This is a genomic window from Candidatus Allofournierella merdavium (assembly GCF_944382735.1).
In the GTDB taxonomy this organism is placed as follows: Bacteria; Bacillota; Clostridia; order Oscillospirales; family Ruminococcaceae; genus Allofournierella_A; species Allofournierella_A merdavium.
In genome coordinates this window covers 90634-111974 of sequence record NZ_CALWND010000004.1, presented here as the reverse complement: position 1 = coordinate 111974, position 21341 = coordinate 90634, and the positions used below count along the sequence as shown (strand labels likewise).

The window sequence follows — 21341 nt, the reverse complement described above, 5'->3', positions numbered from 1 at the left end:
TTAACGATGAGCGAGTTCATTCCCCTTTCGGTGCCCAACTTCTGCGGCAACGAGCGCAAGTATGTGGACGAAGCGCTGGAGGGCGCCTGGGTGTCCACCAGCGGGGCCAAGGTGGGCGAGATGGAGCAGTGCATGGCCAAATACCTGGGTATGCCCGAGGCGGTATGCTGCGCCTCCGGCTCGGCGGCGCTGCATCTGGCGGCGCTGGCGGCGGGCATCCGCCCCGGCGACGAGGTGATCGTGCCGGCGCTGACCTTCATCGCTTCGGTGAACCCCACCACCCGGTATGTGGGGGCCGAGCCGGTGTTCTTCGGCTGCGACGAGACCGCCACCATGGACCCGGACGCGGTGGAGGACTTCTGCGCAAACCGGTGCGAACTGAAGGCGGACGGCCTGTACAACAAGCGCACCGGGGCCAAGGTGTCGGCGCTGGTGCTGGTGCATGTGTTCGGCAACATGGCGGACATGCCCCGCTTTTTGCGCATCGCGAAAAACTATAAACTCACCCTCATCGAGGACGCCGCCGAGGCCCTGGGCACCAAATACACGGAAGGGGAGTTTGCGGGCAAATTCGCCGGCACCATGGGCGACGTGGGCGCCTTCAGCTTCAACGGCAACAAGATCATCACCACCGGCAGCGGCGGCACCCTGGTCTCCAATCACCCGGAGTGGGCGGCGCGGGCAAAGCACCTGTCCACCCAGGCCAAGACCGACCTGTTGCAGTTCAGGCACGACGAAGTGGGCTACAATTACCGCATGACCAACATCGACGCCTGCCTGGGCCTTGCCCAGATGGAGCTGCTGGAGGGCTTCATCGACCACAAGACCGTCCGCTATGAGCAGTACAAGGCTGCCCTGGACGGGGTGAAGGGTTTTTCCATGCTGCCCTTCCGGGCGGGCACCCGGTCGAACCACTGGTTCTACAGCCTGCTGCTGCCCGACCGCCTGGAGCGGGACGATGTGATCGCCCGGCTGCAGGCCCAGGGCATCCAGACACGCCCGGTGTGGTCCCTCATCAACGAGCAGTGCGACTATGGCCGCAACGAGACGCACGCCATGGGCATCGCCCGGGACTACCGCCGGCGCATCGTGAACATCCCCTGCTCCACGAACCTCACCGAGGCCCAGTGCGACCGGGTGATCGAGGCCATTCTGGCCCTGTGAAAAAACACAACGAAGGAAGGGAGGGCCTGCCGTGGCCTGGGGCGAACTGATCGGCCTGCTGGTGATGCTGGCGGCCCTCTTCGGCGGCAGCGCGCTGCTCACCCGCCGCGGGGGACTTCCCACCGCCGCCGCGCCGCTGGCGGCGCTGGCCCTGGCGGAACTCTGGCTGCTGGCGGCGGGGATGTTGGGCGCGCTGCGCCCGGCGGGCCTTGCGCTGGCGGCGCTGGGCATCCTGGGCGGCGGCCTCGAGGCCGCGCTGGCAAGGAAAAAGGGGCAGCGCTGCCCGCTGGCCGGGGCGCTGGCAGACCCCGCCGCAAAGCTGTTCTGGGCGCTGGCGCTGGCCCTGGCCGTGGGCCTTTTTGCCCTGCGGCCGGAGTTTTTAAACTTTGACGAATACTCCTTCTGGGGCACCGCCGCGAAACTCACCAGCGAGACGGGCGCTCTTTACACCGTCTGCGACACCGGCCTGCCCTGGCAGATGACCGAACTGGCGGCGCTGCCGCTGGCCAGCTTCTTCTTCCAGCTGTTCGGCTCGTTCGCCCCCTGGCGGGCCATCTTCGCCGCCGACCTTTTGCTGCTGGCCGCGGTGGCCGCCGCAGCGGGCTGCGCGAAAAAGGCCCGGCTGGCCGGGCCGCTCTTTCTGGCGGGCCTGACGGTGCCCACGCTGGTGACGGTGGCGGGCCATACCGCCCTGTTGAACACCTCCTGGCTGGAATTTCTGGGTGACCTGCCCGCCGGCATGCTCTTTGGCGGGGCCGTGGCCTTCTGGCTGGCCGCGAAGGAACAGGGCCCCGCCGCCCGGTGGCTCACCCTGCCGGTGCTGCTGCTGGCGGCGAACGTGAAAAGCAACACCTTTGTGCTGGGCCTTGCCGCGGCCGGGCTGGTGGCGCTGGACGCGGCGCTGTTTGCCGCCGGAGAGCAGCGCGGGAGAAAAGCCCTGACCGCCCGGCTGGGCTTTGCCGCCGCCTGCCTTGCCGCGCCCGCCGCCCAATACCTGCTCTGGAACAACTACATCACGGGCCTGGTGCGGCGCAACGCCGCCGCCGGCGGCATGGGCGACACCGCTTCCGCCAGCCTGCCCGCGGTGGTGGCCAATGGACTCAAACTGCTGCTGGGCCTGCCGGCGGAGAGCTACTTCGAGGCCCGGCGTGACCTGTTCTGGCAGTACGGCGGCGCTTTGGCGGACGCCTTTTTCCACCGCAAGGTGTCGGTGTTTGGCACCGGCGCGGCGGTGGCGGCGCTGACGCTGGCCGTCTTTCTGGCCGCGGTGCTGCTGGCTCCGGGCAAGCGGGCGCGGCTGCGGGCCACCATCTTCGCCGCGGGCAGTTCCTTTTGCTTTGCGGGCTATTGGCTGATGCTCTGGCTCAGCTACGCCTTCCTTTTAAAGGACTCCACCCCGGAAAATCTCGCCAGCTATCCCCGGTATTTCGCTTCTTATTACAGCGGCTGGCTGCTGCTGGCCCTGGCGGTGCTGGCCCTCAGCTGCGCGGCGGCGGCGCGCCCGGTGCTGGGCCGGGCCGCGGCGCTGGCGGCGGGGGCGGTGTTCGCCGCGGCGCTGGCCGTGGGGGTCGAGCCCCAGTTCACCCTGCTGGGGGTGGGCGGCGGCGAGTACGCGGCGGTGCGCGGCGAACTGGCGGTGGCAAAGGCCGCCAAAGAAGCCATCGAGCCGGGGCAGAAAGCCTTCCTCATCCGCCAGGGGGACGAGGGCTTTTCCTGGTTTTTGTTCAACCAGCAGCTCTGCCCCGCCCTTGTCTACGGCGCGGGGGGCGCCACCTACGGTGCGCCGGCCCTGGTGGAGGGCATGGCATACAGCGCCCCCTACACGGCGGAGGAATTTGCCGCCCTGCTGGAAGAGGAGCAGGTGGACTGCCTTGTGGTGGCGGCCATCGACGACATTTTTGAGGAGAGTTATGCCGCCCTTTTCGCCGACGGCCTGGCCGCCGCGAAGGGAGGCCCCGCCCTCTACGAAAAAAGCGAAGCGGGCTGGGCGCCCGCCGCGTCTTTGAACGGGGAGGTGACGGGATGAAGGCGCTCAAAACTCTTTGGGCGACGGCGCGCCGCCGCCCCTTCCGGGCGCTCTACGCCCTGGGCGTCTGCCTGCTGGCGCTGACGCTGGTTGAAAATTTCGCCCTGGACCAGGCACTCTATGCCGCCGGCCTTTTGGAAGAAAAGACCGTCACGCTGGCGGATGCCGGGCAATATACCCTTGTGAACATGGAAAACGCCGACGGGACGCTCACCAGCACCACCGGCGACGCCCAGCTGCTGCTGCAGCCCGGCACGCTGGTGCGGCGGCTGCGCCTGGTGGCCCGGTACGACAGCGAGGCCGGCAACGAAAAGGATCTGTACTACCATCTGCCGGGCTTTGGCTACACGCCCCTTCTGCGGGTGTGGCCCAAGGCCCGGGCGGACGGCAGCGTTTCATACACCCTGCCCCGTGTTGCCGGGCGGGGGCTGCGGCTGGATCTGGCGGACACCGCCGGCGTGGCGGTGGAACTGGACGCCATCGTGCTCAACGAGCGGCCGGCGTGGCAGCAATACTTCATCCCGTCGGCGTGGCAGCTGTTCTGGCTGGCGGCGCTGCCCGGCCTTGCCGGGTGCGCCGTGACGCTGAAACGGGAAAAGGGGGAAGACGAGTGAAACTGGAAGAACTGTTCATCGGCGAGGAGGCCACCATCCTCGAGACCATGAAGCAGCTGGACGAGACCGGCCAGCGCATCCTGTTCATCGCCCCGCAGGGCAAGCTGAAAGCGGTGCTCACCGACGGCGACCTGCGCAAGTTCCTTTTGCGGGGAGGCAGGCTGGAGGACCCGGTGCGCCTTGCGGCGAACTATTCGCCCAAGAGCCTGCCGCTGGAGCAGCGGGGCGCGGCCCGGGCCATGCTGGAAAAATACACCATTGACGCGCTGCCCCTGCTGGACCGGGACGGAAAGGTGGCGGACGTGGTGTTCGCCACGGGCCTCGATGTGGACAACCGCAAGCAGGCGAACATCCCGGTGGTGGTGATGGCGGGGGGTCTCGGCACCCGGCTTTACCCCTACACCAAGATCCTGCCCAAGCCCCTGATCCCGGTGGGGGAGAAACCCATCTGTGAGCTGATCCTGGAGCGGTTCTCCGATTTCGGTTGTCGGCGGATGGTTTTGGTGGTAAACTACAAAAAGAATATGATCAAGTCCTACTTCAGCGACCTGGAGGACCTGCGCTACCAGGTGGAGTATGTGGATGAGACGGAATTTTTGGGCACCGGCGGCGGCCTGAGCCTTTTGAAGGGCAAGCTGGACAGCACCTTCTTCTTTTCCAACTGCGACACCCTGCTGGACGTGGACTACGGCGATGTGTACCAGTACCACAAGGCCCACGGCAACCTCATCACCATGATCTGCGCCTACAAGCACTACACCGTGCCCTACGGCGTGGTGGAGATGGGGGAGAACGGGGCCATCGCCGCCCTGAAGGAAAAGCCGGAACTGAACTTCCTCACCAACACCGGGGTCTATGTGGTGGAGCCCCGGGTGGTGGAAGAAATGGAGGAAGGCCGCAAGGTGGGCTTCCCCGACGTGATCGACGAATACCGCCAAAAGGGCCTGCCGGTGGGGGTGTACCCCATCAACGAGTCGGCCTGGATGGACATGGGCCAGATGGAAGAACTGGAAAAGATGCGCCGCCGGCTGGAACAGCAGGCGTAAGCGGCGCAGGGAGCTTTTGCGTATGGAACTTCTCTTCAGCTATCTGTCGCTGGCGGCGCTGGCGGGCTTTGCCGTGCTCATGGTGCGGCGTACCGCCCTGCCCGCGCCGCTGGCGCCCTTCGCGGCGCTGTGCGCCACGATGCTCTGGTTTTCCGCCGCGGGGATGCTGGGCGTGCTGGTCCCCGCCGGCTGGGCCTATTTCGCGCTGGCGGCGGCGGCCTGGGTGCTTTCGGTGCGGCCGGCGGGGGCAAAACAGCCCGCCGCCGCGCTGGGCGCGCCCGGCTTTGCCGCCTTTTTTGTGCTGGCGGCGCTGCTGCTGGCCTTCTTCGCCTGGCGGCAGCCCATGTTCTCCACCTGGGACGAGTTCTCCTTCTGGGGCACCGCCGCCAGGATCGTCAAGACCAGCGGCGGCCTGTATGTGAACGCCGACATCGGCTGGGCCTGGGTGGGCACCCACCGCCCGGCCCTGGTGGTGCTGGGGTGGTTCTTCCAGTTCTTCGGCGGGTACGCCGAATGGCGGGTGCTGGCGGGGTACGACATCCTGCTCATCGCCATCTTCGCCGCCCTCACCGCCGGCTGCAAAAAGGGCGCGCCCCGGCAGTGGGTGCCGGCGCTGGGCTTCGGCTTTTTGCTGCCCTTCGTGGTCACCCTCTACGGCAGCGTCACCCGCCCCACCGACCTCTACGCCTCGGCCCTGTCGGACATCCCCCTGGGCCTCACCTTCGGCGGGGCGCTGGCGGTGTACTATATCAATGAAAAGAAGGCGCTGTGGCCCTCGGTCCTGGCGCTGGCCGCCCTGTGCCTGGAAAAGGACACCGGCTTTGCCCTGGCGCTGGTGGCGGCGGAGCTCATCGCCGCCGACGGGCTCCTGGGACTGCTGGCGGAAAAAGCCCCCCTGCGCCGCTGGGCGCGCCCCGCGGCGGGCTGGGCCGGGCTCTTTATCGCCTGCGGCCTCTCCTTCCTATCCTGGCAGAAGTATCTGGCGGTGGCCAGCACGGCGGACACCTCCAACGTGGGCGGCACCGAACAGATGGGCATGGCGGAAATGGTCATAACCGGCGTGAAGGAACTGCTGGGCATCGGCCGCACCGAGAAGTTCTCCACCATCATGGGCGGGCTGGTGCGGGCGCTCTTTGCCTCCAAAACCACCATGGTGGGCCCCTTCGCGGTGGTCATTGCCCTGGCCTTTGCCATGGCGGCGGGGGCGGCCATCCTCACAAAGGACAAAACCCTGCGCCGGCAGGCGGGCCTTTTCGCGGTGCTGGGCACCGCGGGCTTTGCCGCCTACTTCTTTTTCATCGGCCTGACCTATGTCTATGTCTTCCGGGACGAGGTGTCCGACGGGCTGGTGGGCTTTGAGCGGTATATGTACCCCTATCTGCTGGGCTGGCTGCTGGCCGCGGCGGCGCTGGTGCTGCGGGCCATGGGCTTTGAGCGCATCCGGGGCCTTTTGCAGACCGGCTTTGCCGCCCTGACGCTGGCGCTGGCGGCGCTGGTGTGGCTGCGGCTGCCCTTCAGCCTCACCGTGTTCGGCGGGGGCAATGCGGCCTACGCCCAGCGGTGGGCCACCCGGGACGAGGCGCGGCAGGTGCAGGCGGCGGTGCCCGAGGACGCCCATATCTTCTTTGTCAGCCAGGGGGACGACGGCAGCCGCTGGTTCCTCTATTCCTATGAGCTCTACCCCTGGTATCTGGATTACAGCGGCACCGAGGGCCAGGGCGGCGGCGGCACCTTCGCTGTGCCGGGGGCGCTGGAGGAGGACACCCTCTACTACCACCCCTACACCGCCGAAGAACTGCTGGCCTGCATCCGCGAGCGGGGCTGTGATTATGTGTTCATCGAGCGCAGCGACACCCTTTTTGCCGCCGGCTACGCCGCCCTCTTCAGCGACGGGCTGGCGGGCTGCGAAAACCAGTCGGCGGTGTACGCCTGGAACGAGGCGGAGGGCCAGTTTGACTTTGTCTGCAATGTGGGGGCCAAAGGATGAAACGAGTGTTTGCATGGGCGGCGGCGCACCTGGTGGCCGCCTGTTATCTCCTGGCCCTGGCGCTGTGGGCGCTGTGGGCCTTTGGCAGCGCCGGGTGGGACGCCCTGGGCCGCGCCACCGGGCGGCTGGCGGGGGGAGATATCCCTCTCGCCACCCTGCAAAGCCAGGACATCGCCCTCACCGACGAGGGCCTCTGGGTGTCCACCGGGGCCGACCCCCAGCTGATCTTCAACGGCGGGCGGCCGGTGCGCAGCGTGTTCCTTGCCACCGACGCCGACCCGGCGGGCTTTGAGGGCTACTGGGCCGCCGCCGGGCAGGACTTCAGCCTGCGCCGCCGGGTGTTTGGCGAGGCGGTGGACGGAGGCGTGCTGCTGGTGCTGCCCGCCGCGGCGGACACCATCCGCATCGACCCCGCCGCCGGGGCGGGGGTGGTGCTGGCGGAGGGCGAAAACGCGGCCCTCTCGGTGAACGTGGCGGTGCCCCTCTGGCGGTATTTCGTGCCCCGGGCCGAGCAGGGGCTGGCGCTGGCGGCGCTGCCCGCCGCGGCGGCCGTGCTGGCCGACCTGGGCCTTTTCTGGAAGGGGCGTCTGAAAAAGCGGGGCTGAGCGCCCCGCCTTTTGCGAGAGGTTTGGAATGGAACGAGCAAAACGCTTTTTACAAAGCCGCCGGGGGCGGCTGGCGCTGGCGGCGGGGGGCATGGCGGTCATTTTGTGCGCCGTGTACGCGGCCTGCCGCTTCTGGCCCTTCGGCCCGAACTCGGTGATGACCGGCGATCTCAACAGCCAGTACATCCCCTTCTACGCCCATTTTTACGACGCGGTGCGCAGCGGCGGCAGCCTTTTCTACGCCGACGACCTGGGGATGGGCGGCGGGGCCTTTGCCCTCTTCGCCTACTACTTTGCCAGCCCCTTCGCCTGGCTCTATCTTGTCATCGCGCCGGAATTCTACGGCCAGCTGTGCTGCATTGTCTACGCCGCCAAGGTCATCCTGGCGGCGGCGGCCTTCTGTTTTTACCTGGAGCGCCGCTGGGGCGGCGAAAAGGCCCTCTGGCTGCCCCTGTGCTGGTGCTACGGCCTGATGGGCTATTCGCTGGCCTACGCCCAGAACGTCCTCTGGCTGGACGCGGTGATCCTGCTGCCCCTGGTCTGCGCCGGCCTCGACCGGCTACTGGCGGGCAGGGGAGCCGTGGGCTTCTGCCTTGCCCTGGCCGCGGCCATCTTCACAAACTTTTACATGGGGTATATGCTGTGCATATTCTCCGGCTTGTATTTCGTCGCGGGCCTGGCGGTGCGCACGCCCCGCCCCGGCGCGAAGGTGGCGCTTTCGGCCTGCGGGCGCTTTGCGGCGGCGGGGGTCACGGCGGCGGCGCTGGCCGGCGCGGTGCTGGTGCCGGCGGTGCGGGAGATCTTGCAGGTGAAGAGCACCGGCCTGGACCTCTCCGGCGGCGGGCAGTTCTCGCCCCTGGATCTCATTCAAAAATTTTTCACCGGCAACTTTGTCTGGTCGGACGTGCAGACCGGTCTGCCCCCGGTCTACTGCGGCATGCTGGGCCTCGGGGCGGCGCTGCTCTACTTTTTCTCCGCCCGGCCCCGGCGGGAAAAACTGATTTACGGGCTGTTCGCCGCCCTGCTGCTGGTCAGCCTCTGGTGGCGGCCGCTGGACCTTGCCTGGCACGGCTTTGCCGCCCCCAACTGGTTCCCCTATCGGGAGAGCTTTTTGCTGGTGTTCCTGCTGCTCTCCCTGGGCGCGGGGGCCCTCACGGGTCCGGTGCGCCTCAAACGGGGCCTCGCCGCCGGGGCGGTGGCGGCGACCCTGGGGGTGCTGGTGTACTTTACCCGCGTCGAGACCTACGGCCGGCGGCGCTGGCTGCTGGCCTGCTGCCTGCTGGCGGCGGACATCGGCCTCGTCTGGCTGTGGGGACGGCTGCAAAGCGGCAAAAAACGCCTGGCCGCCCTGGCCCTGGCCGCCCTCACCGCCGGGGAGCTGGCGCTGAACGGATATTGGGCGCTGCGCCTTTTCGAGGTCTATCCGGTGGCGGAATACGTCGATTTTGTGCGGGCCGGGCGGGCCACGGTGCGGGCGGTGGAGAAGGAGAACCCCGAAAATTACCGGGTGGAAAAGACCTTCTTCCGCACCCTCAACGACCCGATGCTGCTGGGCTACGAGGGCCTCACCCACTTCAGCAGCGTGCAGGACGGGGCCTCCTCCATCCTGCTGATGGCCCTGGGCTACCGCAACTTCGGCTCCAGCTACGGCTACCTTTCGGGCAGCACCGCCGCCGCCGACAGCCTTTTGTCGGTGGGGTGGTTTTTGGCCCGGGAGGGGGGCGCGGTGCCCACGCATTTTGAACAAACGGACATCGCCGCCCCCTGGCAGGTGTATAAAAACCCCAATGCCCTGCCCCGGGCCCTCTGGTCGCCCTCGGACGCGGCGGCCTTCGACCTTGCCGAGGGGCTGGACGCCTTTGAGGCGGCGGAAACCCTTTACACCGCCCTGCTGGGCAGGAAAGCGGCTCTGTTCACCCCGGTGGAGAGCGCCGGGAGCGGCGAGGAGTTCCAGCTGACCATGCCAAAGGGCGGCATCCTCTACGCCGTCTTTTCCGGCCAGGAGGCGGGCGTGTCCCTGGAGGTAAACGGGCAAAAGAAGGGCGCCGTGTTCTCCACCGATCGGTCGGCGGACGCGGCGGTGGACCTGGGCCGCTTTGAGGCGGGGGAGGCCGTGGAAGTGACGCTGGACACGGCGGTGGATGCCCGCTTCGCGGTGCTGGACGAAGAAACTCTGGCCGCCGCCTGCGAAGCGCTGCGAGAGGCGGCCCCCACCGTGACAAGCTGGAAGGACGGGGCCGTCACACTGGAAACGAGCGCGCAGGCCGACGGCCTGGCGGTGCTCACGGTGCCCTGGGATGAAAACTGGCAGGCCGAAGTGGACGGCGCGCCCGCCGAAATTCAGAAGGCGGCGGGGGCGCTGCTGGCGGTGGAGCTGCCGGCGGGCAGCCACACCCTGCGCCTGCGCTATACCCAGCCGGGCGCGGCGGCGGGCCTGGGCCTGACGCTGGCGGGGGCGGTGGCCCTGGCGGCGCTGGCAGTCTGGCAGAAGAAACAAAACGGTAAGGAGCGATAAACTATGCGGGACGTTCTCATCATTGCCGAGGCGGGGGTCAACCACAACGGCAGCCTGGAGATGGCGAAAGAGATGGCGCTGGCGGCAAAAAACGCCGGGGCGGACGTGGTGAAATTCCAGACCGCCGTGCCGGAACTGGTGGTGTCGAAATTCGCGCCCAAGGCCGAGTATCAGAAGGCCCAGACGGGGGACGGGGAGAGCCAGCTGGAGATGGTCCGCCGGCTGCACTTCGATTTTGAGGGCCACCGGCAGCTGAAGGAGTACTGCGATTCCATCGGCATCCAGTACCTCTCGGCGGCCTTTGACCTGCCCAGCGTGGAGTTTCTGAAGAGCCTGGACCTGCCCTTTTTTAAAATCCCCAGCGGCGAGATCACCAACCTGCCCTATCTGGAGGCGGTGGCGGCGGCCAAAAAACCGGTGGTGCTCTCCACCGGCATGAGCACCCTGCCGGAGATCGAGGACGCCCTCTCGGTGCTGGAGGACGGTGGCTGCCCCGGGGTGACGCTGCTCCACTGCAACACCGAGTACCCCACCCCCTACGAGGACGCAAACCTTTTGGCCATGCTGGAGCTGGCCGACCAGTTCGGCGTGCCGGTGGGCCTTTCGGACCACACCCCCGGCTGGGAGTGCGACGTGGCCGCGGCGGCCCTGGGGGCGACGGTCATCGAAAAGCACTTCACGCTGGACAAAAACCTCCCCGGCCCCGACCACAAGGCCAGCCTGGACGTGCCGGAACTCACCGCCATGATCAAGGCCGTGCGCCACACCCAGGCGGCCCTGGGCACCGGGCGCAAGGCGGTCACCGCCAGCGAGGCGAAGAACAAGCCGGTGGCCCGCAAGAGCATCGTGGCCGCCAAAGACATCAAACAGGGCGAAATCTTCACCGCCGAGAATCTCACCACCAAGCGCCCGGGCACCGGCGTTTCCCCGATGCGCTGGCATGAGGTGCTGGGGATGGCGGCCAAGCGGGATTTTGCCGAGGATGAACCCATCGAACTGTAAGGAAAAGGAGGAAAGGGCCATGGAACAGCCCCTTATCGCCGTGGTCACCGGCACCCGGGCGGAGTATGGCCTGCTGCGGCCTGTGCTGCAAAAGCTGGCCGCCCGGCCGGACGCGCGGCTGGCCCTGCTGGTCACCGGCGCGCATCTCTCGCCGCGCCACGGAGCCACCGTGAGCGAGATCGAGGCGGACGGCATGCCCATCGCGGCCCGCATCCCCATCCTCTTTGAAGAGGACGAAGGGCCTCTTTCCACCGCCCGGGCGGTGGAAAGAGCCATCCGGGGCTTTTCGGAGTGGTTCGCGGCGAACAAGCCCGCCTGCTGCCTCGTGCTGGGCGACCGCTACGAAATTCTGGCCGCCGCCGAAGCGGCGGCCTTCACCGGGGTGCCGGTGGCCCACATCAGCGGCGGCGACGTGACCCTGGGCGCCCAGGACGACTGGTACCGCCACTGCCTCACCAAGATCGCCCGGCTGCACTTTCCCAGCTGCGCGGAATCCGCCGCCCGCGTCGTGCGCATGGGCGAGGCGCCCGCCACGGTGTTCAACGTGGGGGGCCTGGGGGACGAGAACATCCGCACGATGGAAAAACTGACCCCCGCGCTGCTGAGCGAGAGCGTGGGGTTTGACCTGACCCGGCCCTTCGGCCTGGTCACCTTCCACCCCCAGACGGCGGGGGACGCGGACGTGGCCGCCCAGATGGGCGCCCTGCTGGAGGCGATGGACGAGGTGAGCCGCACCGAGGGCCTTGTGTGGCTGGTGACCAAGTCCAACGCCGACGCGGGGGGCCTTGCCATCAACGCCATGTGGGACGAATGGGGCGAACGCCACCCGGGCACGGCGGCGGTGCGCTCCAGCCTCGGCGTCAAGCGGTATCTCTCCGCCATGGCTGTCGCCGCGCTGGTGCTGGGCAACTCCTCCAGCGGGGTGGTGGAGACCCCCTCCTTCGGGGTGCCCGCCGTCAACGTGGGCGGGCGGCAGGAAGGGCGGCCCCTGTGCGAAAATGTCCTCTGCTGCCCGGCGGAGAAAGGGGCCATCGCCGCGGCGGTGCGCAAGGCCCTCAGCCCGGAATTTGCCGCCGTTGCAAAGGGGGCCAAAAGCCCCTATAATGGGGGAGATACCAGCGGCAAGATCGTGGACATCCTGCTCAAGGCGGTGCGCCGGCCGGAGTTCGGCGCGCCCAAGGTGTTTTACGACGGCCCGGCGGGCCGCCAGGACGGATAAAATGAGGTGGAATCTATGGAACTTCTGATCGTGGGCCTGGGCAGCATGGGCAAGCGCCGCGCCCGGCTGTTGAAGGGCATCGACAAGACCATCGCCCTCTCCGGGGTGGACACCGCCCCCTCCCGCCGCCAGGAGGCGGCGGGGCTGGGCGTGGAGGGCTTTGAGAGCATCGAGGCGGCGCTGGCGGCAAAACGCTTTGACGGTGCGCTGGTGTGCACCGCGCCCCTCTCCCACGCCGGCATCATCCGCCAGCTGCTCCAAGCCGGCCTGCCGGTGTTTACTGAGCTGAACCTGGTGAGCGACGGCTACGCCGAAAACATGGCGCTGGCAAGGGAGAAGGGGGTGCCCCTGTTCCTCTCTTCCACCATGCTCTACCGGGGGGAGACCCGGTATATCAAGCGCCGGGTGGAAGAGTTCGCAAAGCCGGTGAACTACATCTACCACATCGGCCAGTACCTGCCCGACTGGCACCCCTGGGAGAACTACAAAAACTTTTTTGTGGGGGATGCGCGCACCGGCGGCGTGCGGGAGATCTTCGGCATCGACCTGCCCTGGCTGCTGGACACCTTCGGCCCGGTGAAGGGCCTGCACGCCGAGAAGGACAAGATCAGCGGGCTGGAAATTGCCTACCCGGACAGCGTCTTTGTCACCCTGCGGCATGAAAACGGCGTCAAGGGCATGCTGGCGGTGGACGTGGTGAGCCCCAAGGCGGTGCGCAACTTCGAGTGCTTCGGCGAGGGGCTGCACCTCTTCTGGGAGGGCAACCCGAAGAGCCTCTACGACTTCGACCACGCCACCGGCGAAAAAAAGGCCGTGAACACCTACGCCAGCGTGGAGCACGACGCCAGATACAGCGACAACATCGTGGAGAACGCCTATGTGGACGAGCTGCAAAACTTTTTGGGCGTGCTGGCGGGCAGGGAAGAAGCGCGTTACAGCTTTGAAAAGGATCTGGAGACCATCCGGCTGATCGAGGCCATCGAGGAGGCGTAAGGCATGGAAGTTTTGTTTGTGGGCCTCGGGTCCATCGGCACCCGCCACCTGCGCAATCTCTTCCAGGTGGCGAAGGAAAAGGGCATCGAAGTGCAGGCGGACGCGCTGCGCTCCTCCATGCGGCCGCTGGCCGCCGACGTGGAAGGGCTGCTGCGGGCCCAGTATGTCAGCTACGACCAGCTGGGCCACTACGACGTGGCCTTCATCACCAACCCCACCCACCTGCACGCCCACACCCTTGCGGAACTGGCGGGCAGGGCGGACTGCTTCTTCATTGAAAAGCCCATCTTTGAGGGCACCGGCTACGACCTGGAGCAGCTGGGTCTGGGGCCCGGGCAGAAGGCCTATGTGGCCGCGCCGATGCGCTGGTGCGGCACCTTTCTGGCCCTCAAGGAGCGGATGAACACCCTCGCGCCCTATTCGGTGCGGGTGATCTGCTCGTCCTACCTGCCGGACTGGCGCCCCGGGGTGGACTACCGCACCGTCTACTCCGCCCACAAGGAGATGGGCGGCGGCGTGACCATCGACCTCATCCACGAGTGGGACTATCTGGTGGACCTGTTCGGTGCGCCGCTGGAGATGCACAACTTCAAGGGCACCTACTCCCGGCTGGAGATCGACTCGGACGACCTGTCGGTCTACATCGCCCGGTATCCCAGCCTTTTGGCGGAGGTGCATCTGGACTACTTCGGCCGCACCTACCGCCGCAGCATCGAGTTGTTCTGCGAGGAGGGCACCGTGACGGCGGATTTCGGCGCGGGCACCCTCACGCTGGCAAACGGCGATGTCATCCACTGCGAGGAGCCGGTGAACCAGCGCTATCTGCGGGAGATGGACTATTTCCTGGACTACGCCCGCGCAGGCGCGGGGGAGAGCGTCAACAGCCCCGCCATGGCCCAGAAGGTGCTGGGCCTGACCCTGGGCGAAACACTGTGAGGGCCGCCCCCGAACGGGCGGCAAAAAGGAGAAGATCATGAAAAAACTGCTCATCACCATCTGCGGGCGGGCCGGCAGCAAGGGCTTCAAGAACAAAAACCTCAAGACCTTCTGCGGGCACCCGCTGGTCTATTACAGCCTGGCGGCGGAGGGCCTTTTCTGCGACGCCCGGCCGGACGTGCAGGTGGATCTCTGCCTGAACACCGACAGCGAGGCCCTGGCGAAGCTGGTGGCGGAAAAATACCCCGAGGTGGTCTATCTGCCCCGCTGCGAGGAACTGGGGGGCGACCGGGTGCCCAAGATGGCCGTCATCCAGGACAGCCTTGCCCGCATGGAGGAGAAAAACGGCCCCTACGACTTTGTGATGGACCTGGACATCACCAGCCCCCTGCGCACCGCCCGGGACATCCAGAACGCCTTTGAACTGGCGGAGGGCCGGGAGGACCTGGACCTGGTGTTCAGCGTCACCGAGAGCCGCCGCAACCCCTACTTCAACATGGTGCGCCGCTGCGGCGACCATGTGGAGAAGGGGGTGGAGAACGCCCCGGGCACCCCGGCCTTCACCGCGCGGCAGATGGCGCCGGAGTTCTACGACGTGAACGCCAGCATCTACGTTTACCGCCGGGCCTTCCTGGCCGATAATACCACCGGAATCCTGTGGGACGGCAAGATCGGCGCCAGCCTGATGATGGACACCGGCATCCTGGACATCGACAGCGAGGAGGACTTCAAGCTGATGGAGGTCATCGGCGCCCACCTCTACGCCACGCTGGAGCCCTTCGCCTTGGTGCAGGGGGCCATTCGGGACTGAAAAGCCCGCGGCAACAAACAAAAAACAAGGGAACGCATAAAAAACATGACAAAAACGCAAAATCCTCTTGCCGGCGCGCAGCGCCGGAACCTGCTTTTAAGTTTCGGCCTCGGCGCCGCGCTGGTGCTGGGCATCTATCTGGTGCTGGGCTTCTGGCCCTTCGGCGACGGCACCATGCTCACCGGCGATCTGAACGGGCAGTATGTGGCCTATCTGGCCGACCTGAAACGGCGCCTGGCGGAGGGCGGCTTCTTTTACAGCTTTTCCAAACTCTGCGGCGGCAGCACCCTGGGGCTCTTCGCCTACTATATGGCCAGCCCCTTCAACCTGCTCATCCTGCTGGCCCCGGTGCGCATGATCCCCCAGATGGTGCAGCTGATGTTCCTGCTGCGCACCGCCTGCACCGCCGCCGCCTTCTGCTTCTTTCTGCAAAAGCACTTTGACAGCGCCAGCCCCCTGCTGCCCTTTTTGAGCCAGGGCTACGCGCTGTGCGCCTTCTGTGTGGTGTACAGCCAGAACGTCATCTGGATGGACGTGGTGCTGCTGGCGCCCCTGGTGCTGTGGGCGCTGGAACTCCTGGTGGACACCGGCCGCCACTGGCCGCTGTTCTGGCTGGTGTTCGCCTGCATCCTGCTGAACTTCTACACCGCCTGGGAGGTGTGCCTGTTCAGCGTGCTCTACTTCTTCTGGTACTGGGCCACCAGCCCCCGCCGCGTCGCGGGCGGCGGCCGGCTGCTGGGGCGGCGCTTCGCCGCCTTTGCCGCCTCCGGCGCGCTGGCGGCGGGCCTTTCCATGGCCCTTTTGTACCCCGCGCTGGTGGAGATCGAGGAGTCGAAGGGCGCGTTGTTCGGCATGGACTTCACCCTCGGGGTGAACTTTTCGCTGCCGAGGCTTTTGTACCAGTTCTTCTTCGGCAATTTCTTCTGGGAGGACGTGACGAACGGCCTGCCCAACGTCTACTGCGGGGTGTTCTGCGCGGCGCTGGCGGTGCTGTTCTTTTTGTCGGGCAAGGTGGCCCGGCGGGAAAAGCTGGCCGCCGCCGGGGTGCTGGCGGCGCTGGTGCTGAGCTTCTGGGTGAACGGCGTCGACCTTATCTGGCACGGCTTCAAGGAGCCGGTGTGGTTCCCCTACCGGTACAGCTTTTTGTTCAGTCTGTTTTTGCTGCTGCTGGCCGCGCGGGCGCTGCTGGCTGCCCCGCCTCGCCTGTGGGCGCTGGGGGGCGCCGCCGCCCTGGGGGCGGTGTGGCTGGCGGGCTACCGGTTCACCGCCGGCGAGACCTTCTCGGTGCTCAAGCTGGCCATGTGCGCCGGGCTGTGGTTCGGCACGCTGGCCTGCCTGTGGCTGCTGGGTACCAAAAAGACCGGCGCGCTGCTGGGCGCGGCGGGCCTGTGCGCCCTCGCCTGCGGGGACATGGCCGGCAACAGCGCCCTGGCCCTGCGCAAGTTCGAGGCCTATACCAAAAGCGGCTATGAAAGTTTTTACGATGAGAACACCGCCGTGGTAAACGCCGTGCGCGCGCTGGACGACGGGGAGTACCGCATCGAGAAGAACTTCATGCGCACCCTCAACGACCCCATGCTGCTGGGCTACTGGGGCATCAGCCACTACTCCTCCACCAAGGCCAGCACCGCCAAACCCATGCTGGAGCAGATGGGCTATGTGAACTACACCGTCTACGGCTGGGGCTCCACCGCCGTGGCGGACAGCCTTTTGGGCATCAAGTACCTCTACACCGACGGCAGCCGCCCGCTGCCCGCCGGCTACGAGCCGCTGGAGACGGGCACCGCCCTGGCGGTGCAAAAGAATCCCTGGGCCCTGCCGCTGGCCTACGCCGGCAGCGACGCCGCCCTGGGGGTGGACGTGGAGGCCAGTTCCAACACCTTCACGCTGCAGAACGAAATGCTCTCGGCGCTGGTGCCCGGCACGCCGGACGCGCTGCTGGCGGCGGAGGACGTGGAATTTGACGACGAGGCCAGCGGCATCGGCCTGTGGTTCACCGTGCCGGTGAGCGGGCCCTGCTACCTGGCCGTGCCGGACACCGGCAACTTCATGCCCGGCGACGTGAAGGTGGACGGCGAACTGCTGGGCGAGTATTTCCAGGGGGATTCCCTGGGCGGGGTGTTCCCCCTGGGCAGCTTTGAGGCGGGCCAGCGGGTGTACTTTGAACTGGGCGTGGAGGATAAGCCCGAGTACCGGGAAAAAATTCAGATCTACAGCCTGGATGCCGGCGTGCTCACCGCGGCCGCCGATGCCCTGAAAGCCGGCGCGCCCGCCGAACTCTCCATCCGGGAGGGCGGCGCCATCGACGTCACCGTGGAGGGCGGCGAGGGCCGGGAACTGCTGGTGCTGCCCTTCGCCTACGAGGACGGCGGCCGCTGGACCGCCGAGCGCGGCGGCGAACAAGTGCCGGTGGAGCCGGTCTTTGAGGGCATGATGGGCGTGCGGCTGGAAGAGGGCGAAAACCGTGTGCGGCTGCGCTACCACCACCCCGGCGCGGGCGTGGGCGCGGCGGTGAGCGCGGCGTCGGCGGTGGCCGCGGCGGCGTGGCTGGCCGTGGAAAAGCGGCGCGGCAAGGGAGGAAAAACGGCATGAATGAATCCCAGAGGGTGCTGGAACTGGTCACCGAGGCCGGGGAACTGATGCTCAAAAACGGCGCGGAGGTCAGCCGCACCCAGCAGACCATGGAGATCATGGCCAAAAGCCTGGGCGTGGCGGATTTCCACGGCTATGTGCTCACCAACGGCATCTTCACCAGCATCGGCCCCGAAAACGCCATGCCCGCCCAGGTGCGCAGCGTGCCCGCCAGCACGGTGCATCTGGGCCGGGTGGAGGCGATCAACCAGCTGTCCCGGCGCATCGCCGCCGGCGCGGTGGGGCTGGACGAGGCCTATGCCGAACTGGAGCGCATCCGCCAAATGCCCTGTGCCCCGGCCGTTCGTCAGGTGCTGGCCTGCGGCTTTGGCAGCGCCTGCTTCGCCATCCTGTTCGGGGGCGTGTGGCAGGACGGAGCGGTGGCGCTGGCGGTGGGCCTGGGCCTGCAGCTGGCGCTGCTGGGGATGGACCGCTGGGGCGTGGGCAAGCTGTTCACCCGCTTTCTGGGGGCGGCCTTTGTGGCCCTTGCCACCCTGCTCATCTTTTCCACCGGTTTTGGCGTCAACAGCGACAAGGCCATCATCGGCGCGCTGATGCCGCTGGTGCCGGGCATGGCGCTGACGCTGGGCATCCGCGACCTGATCGACTCGGACTTTCTCTCCGGCGTCATCCGCATGCTGGACGCCCTGCTCACCGCCGCCTGCATCGCGCTGGGGGCGGGCCTGGTGCTGGCGCTGGCAAATCTCATCGAGGGGGTGGCGCTGTGACCGGGCCGCTGTTGATCCAACTGGCCACCGCCTTTTGCGGCACCGTCTGCTTTGCGGTGTTGTTCCATGTGCCGCCGCGCCATCTGTGGTGCTGCGGCATCTGCGGCATGGCCGGCTGGCTGGTCTACTGGGTGAGCCTGCAGTATCAGCCGGACACCGTGGTGGCCAGTTTTCTGGCGGTCATCCCCATGGCCGTTTGTGCCCGGGCCTGCGCCATCCTGCGCAAAGCTCCGGTCACTTTGTTCCTCATTCCGGGCATCTTTCCACTGGTGCCTGGCGCGGGCATCTACTACACCGCCTACAGCTTCATCCTGGGCGACTCGGCGGCGGCCGCCGCCAAGGGCGCCGAGACGCTGAAGATCGCCGTGGCCCTGGCCTTGGGCGTGGCGGTGGTGGTGGCCATCCCCCTGCGCTGGGGCGCGGGGGCCCGCAGCCGCCAAAGATAAAATGCAAAAGCCCGCCGGGAAGCGCTCTGCGCCCCGGCGGGCTTTTTTGAGTGCCGAAAGATTTGCAACTCCGATACGCTTTGCTGTATACTCCTTGCCCCGCACGGTGGGATACTCAACCTGTGGCAGGCGTCTGCCACAACACAGGATAAAGGAGAGTAGAACACCATGAAGATGAGACTTGCCGCTCTGGCGGCGCTGTTTGCCCTGACAGCGGCGCTGACCGCCTGCTCGGGCAGCGACGGATCCGCCCTGCCCCAGAGCACCCCGCCCCAGCCTGAAAGCGGGGCGGAAAGCGCCGCCCCCGCCAGCGAGGTCCCGCCCACGCCGGAGCCGGCCGTCGGAGAGGAGCCCGAGACCAAAGGCGTGGGCGAGAGCATTTCAGGCTATAAAAGCTTCACCATCCATTACGAGGACGGCACCGAAAGCGCCATCCAGCGGGGCGTGGAGGGGCTGACCTACACGCTGCAAGGGGCGAAGGTGTACGATTCCATCGCAAGCGCCGGGGTGGATCTGTACGGCTGCACGGTGGACAGCGAAGATATTCTTGCACGGCCCTTTGTGCTGGTGGAACTGAAGGCGGAGTACGCCGCCCCCGCCGGGGCGCCGGAGGAGGTCATCGCGGACGCCAACGACCTGACGCCTTTGCTGCTGACGGACAAGATAGAGGAGGGCAGCCAGCCCAACTTCCCCGTGCTGGGGTATTTCAGCCTGCGCCCCAAGGAGGGCGACGCCAAACTGGACAGCCAGCACCAGGCTTATTGCTACATCATCAGGGACGGTGAGAGCCTCACGATGCAGCTGGGCATCTTTTGCGATCAGACGCTTATCGACGCAAAGAATCTTTACCTTGAGGTGAACGCGGTGCCCGCACCCCCCGACGACGGCACCGTCACCGGAGACACCGCCCGCAGGATGTTCGACCTGCTGGGAGAATCGTAAAAAAAGAGGCTGCTGCTCAACAGGTTTGAGCAGCAGCCTCTTTTGAGGGAAACATTCTTACGCGGTCTCGGCTTTGGCGCACACGGTCAGCTCATGCTGGCTGGCGTTGTAGACCTCCGTGTTGAGCAGATTCTCCGACTTGGCCACATACAGGCAGGTGCAGGAGTCGCCCACCACATTCAGCGCGGTGCAGAGCATCTCGATGGGGCGGTTGATGGCCAGGATCAGGCTGTAGGCCATCAGGGCGCTGTCGTTGGTCATGCCCACGCCGGACAGGATGGTGAACAGGATGATGGCGCCCGCGCCGGGGGCGGCAGGGGTGCCCGCCGAAGCGATGAGCGCCAGCACCATGATGACCAGCAGCGAGAGCGGGGTGATGTCATATCCGCCGCAGCCCGCCACAAACAGCGTGGCGACGACCTGCATGATGGCGGTGCCGTTCATGTTCACGGTCATGCCCAGGGGCAGCACAAAGGAGGCGACCGACTCGTCCACACCCAGTTCCTGCGAGGTGACTTCCATGTTCAGCGGCAGGGCCGCGGCGCTGGAGGAGGTGGAGAAGCCGAACAGCGCCACCTTGAAGATCTTCTTGACGAAGGGGATGGGGTTCAGCTTGGTGCCGAAGCGGATGATCAGCGCATAGCCGAACACCAGGTACACCAGCAGCAGCACCACGGTGGTCAGCATATAGAAAGCCGCCGGGCGCAGGTAGTCGATGCCGTAGGTGGCGAAGGTGCGGGTCAGCAGCACGAAGATGGCCAGCGGGCCCACCTTGGAGACCACAAAGTTCAGGAACACCACGCAGAGGTTGTCGACCTCGTTGAACAGCTTGGTCAGCGTCAGGCAGCGGTCCTCGCCCACGGCGGTGATGCACAGGCCCGCCGCCGCGGCGATGAACACGATGGCCAGCACGGAGGTGTTGCTGCTGAACGCGGTGGCGATGTTGGAGGGCACAATGTTCAGGATCACGTTCAGGGGGTTCGAGCCGGAGGCCCCGGTGCTCGCCTGCAGCGAGCCGATGGAGGTGGTGAACAGCCCGGCCTCAAACATCCAGAGCCCGACGATGGCGGCCAGCACCAGCGCGAAGAAGGAGCAAAGCAGGAACCAGCACAGGGTCTTGACGGAGATGCGCCCCAGGGTGCGGGTGTCCGAGATGGTGCCGATGGCCAGCGCGATGGAGGTGAACACCATCGGGACGATGACCAGCTGCAGCGCGCGGATGAACATCTGGCCGATGATGTAGAACAGGCCGATGGCGTTGGTGGCCCCTTCCGCGGTGATGTCCTGGAACAGGATGTTGTTGATCGTGCCCCAGAGCGCCGCGTTGCCGGAAGCGTTCAGCGTTTCACGCAGCCACATAAAAAAAGGCCTGCAACGCATCCAAACAGAAGCGCCAGACCCATTCTTGCTGCCAGGGAACGAGAAGTTTTTGCTTTTTTCATGTCAATACCCCCACCACATCAAATTGCGCAGGGCTGCCCGCGCGCAGGCCGTCAGGGGGCGGGTGCAGGGGGCGGACAGCTGACTGCTGAAACCAAATGGAACGGCGCGGCGGGGCCGCGTGACCGCGTCCCGGCACACCTTAAATATCATACTCAAAGATTCGACAGGTTTCAACTGTCAATTCTGTAGAAAAATGGCGGGTAATTCCAAGCAAAATGGTCGAAAGTGCAAGA

At 66.5% G+C, this 21341-nt stretch carries 17 protein-coding genes; 16 read left to right on the top strand and 1 reads right to left on the bottom strand.

What is annotated here, in order from left to right; genetic code table 11:
• The first annotated feature begins 6 nt into the window (after positions 1–6).
• The 16 genes from ACH2A7_RS04030 (at position 7) to ACH2A7_RS03955 (ending at position 19665) form a co-directional block, all read left to right on the top strand.
• Positions 7–1164: a LegC family aminotransferase gene (locus tag ACH2A7_RS04030; RefSeq protein ID WP_394960321.1), complete on the top strand. Its 1158-nt coding sequence runs from the start codon at positions 7–9 to the stop codon at positions 1162–1164.
• Between the two features lie 31 nt (positions 1165–1195).
• Positions 1196–3190 (top strand): hypothetical protein, encoded by a 1995-nt coding sequence (locus ACH2A7_RS04025; protein ID WP_394960319.1) that lies wholly within the window; start codon positions 1196–1198, stop codon positions 3188–3190.
• A complete protein-coding gene (locus tag ACH2A7_RS04020) occupies positions 3187–3804 on the top strand; it encodes a hypothetical protein (RefSeq protein ID WP_394960317.1) in 618 nt (205 codons plus the stop codon). Before ACH2A7_RS04025 ends, ACH2A7_RS04020 begins: the two co-directional genes overlap by 4 nt.
• Positions 3801–4850 (top strand): sugar phosphate nucleotidyltransferase, encoded by a 1050-nt coding sequence (locus ACH2A7_RS04015; RefSeq protein ID WP_394960315.1) that lies wholly within the window; start codon positions 3801–3803, stop codon positions 4848–4850. Before ACH2A7_RS04020 ends, ACH2A7_RS04015 begins: the two co-directional genes overlap by 4 nt.
• Before the next feature lie 22 nt (positions 4851–4872).
• A complete protein-coding gene (locus tag ACH2A7_RS04010) occupies positions 4873–6837 on the top strand; it encodes a hypothetical protein (protein WP_394960313.1) in 1965 nt (654 codons plus the stop codon).
• Positions 6834–7442: a hypothetical protein gene (locus ACH2A7_RS04005; RefSeq protein WP_394960311.1), complete on the top strand. Its 609-nt coding sequence runs from the start codon at positions 6834–6836 to the stop codon at positions 7440–7442. Before ACH2A7_RS04010 ends, ACH2A7_RS04005 begins: the two co-directional genes overlap by 4 nt.
• Before the next feature lie 28 nt (positions 7443–7470).
• Positions 7471–9957, top strand: coding sequence for a YfhO family protein (locus tag ACH2A7_RS04000; RefSeq protein WP_394960309.1), 2487 nt, complete (start codon positions 7471–7473; stop codon positions 9955–9957).
• A 3-nt stretch (positions 9958–9960) separates the two neighbouring features.
• A complete protein-coding gene (neuB, locus tag ACH2A7_RS03995; RefSeq protein WP_394960307.1) occupies positions 9961–10959 on the top strand; it encodes an N-acetylneuraminate synthase in 999 nt (332 codons plus the stop codon).
• 19 nt (positions 10960–10978) lie between these two features.
• Complete coding sequence (gene neuC / locus ACH2A7_RS03990) at positions 10979–12178, top strand: UDP-N-acetylglucosamine 2-epimerase (protein ID WP_394960306.1); 1200 nt, start codon at positions 10979–10981, stop codon at positions 12176–12178.
• A 15-nt stretch (positions 12179–12193) separates the two neighbouring features.
• Positions 12194–13171, top strand: a complete 978-nt coding sequence (locus ACH2A7_RS03985) for a Gfo/Idh/MocA family protein (RefSeq protein WP_394960304.1) — start codon at positions 12194–12196, stop codon at positions 13169–13171.
• Positions 13172–13174: 3 nt separating this feature from the next.
• Complete coding sequence (locus ACH2A7_RS03980; protein WP_394960302.1) at positions 13175–14107, top strand: Gfo/Idh/MocA family protein; 933 nt, start codon at positions 13175–13177, stop codon at positions 14105–14107.
• 37 nt (positions 14108–14144) lie between these two features.
• A complete protein-coding gene (locus ACH2A7_RS03975) occupies positions 14145–14918 on the top strand; it encodes an acylneuraminate cytidylyltransferase family protein (RefSeq protein WP_394960300.1) in 774 nt (257 codons plus the stop codon).
• Positions 14919–14963: 45 nt separating this feature from the next.
• Positions 14964–17510: a YfhO family protein gene (locus ACH2A7_RS03970; protein ID WP_394960298.1), complete on the top strand. Its 2547-nt coding sequence runs from the start codon at positions 14964–14966 to the stop codon at positions 17508–17510.
• Positions 17507–18277, top strand: coding sequence for a threonine/serine exporter family protein (locus ACH2A7_RS03965; protein ID WP_394960296.1), 771 nt, complete (start codon positions 17507–17509; stop codon positions 18275–18277). The genes ACH2A7_RS03970 and ACH2A7_RS03965 overlap by 4 nt, the downstream gene beginning before the upstream one ends.
• Positions 18274–18723, top strand: a complete 450-nt coding sequence (locus ACH2A7_RS03960) for a threonine/serine exporter family protein (protein WP_394960294.1) — start codon at positions 18274–18276, stop codon at positions 18721–18723. The genes ACH2A7_RS03965 and ACH2A7_RS03960 overlap by 4 nt, the downstream gene beginning before the upstream one ends.
• 168 nt (positions 18724–18891) lie before the next feature.
• Positions 18892–19665, top strand: a complete 774-nt coding sequence (locus ACH2A7_RS03955) for a hypothetical protein (RefSeq protein WP_394960292.1) — start codon at positions 18892–18894, stop codon at positions 19663–19665.
• A gap of 57 nt (positions 19666–19722) precedes the next feature.
• On the opposite strand, the gene ACH2A7_RS03950 is transcribed toward ACH2A7_RS03955, so the two are convergent.
• Positions 19723–21024 carry a dicarboxylate/amino acid:cation symporter gene (locus tag ACH2A7_RS03950; RefSeq protein WP_394960290.1) on the bottom strand — a complete coding sequence of 434 codons (1302 nt, stop codon included), beginning with the start codon at positions 21022–21024 and terminating at the stop codon, positions 19723–19725.
• Between the last annotated feature and the right edge of the window lie 317 nt (positions 21025–21341).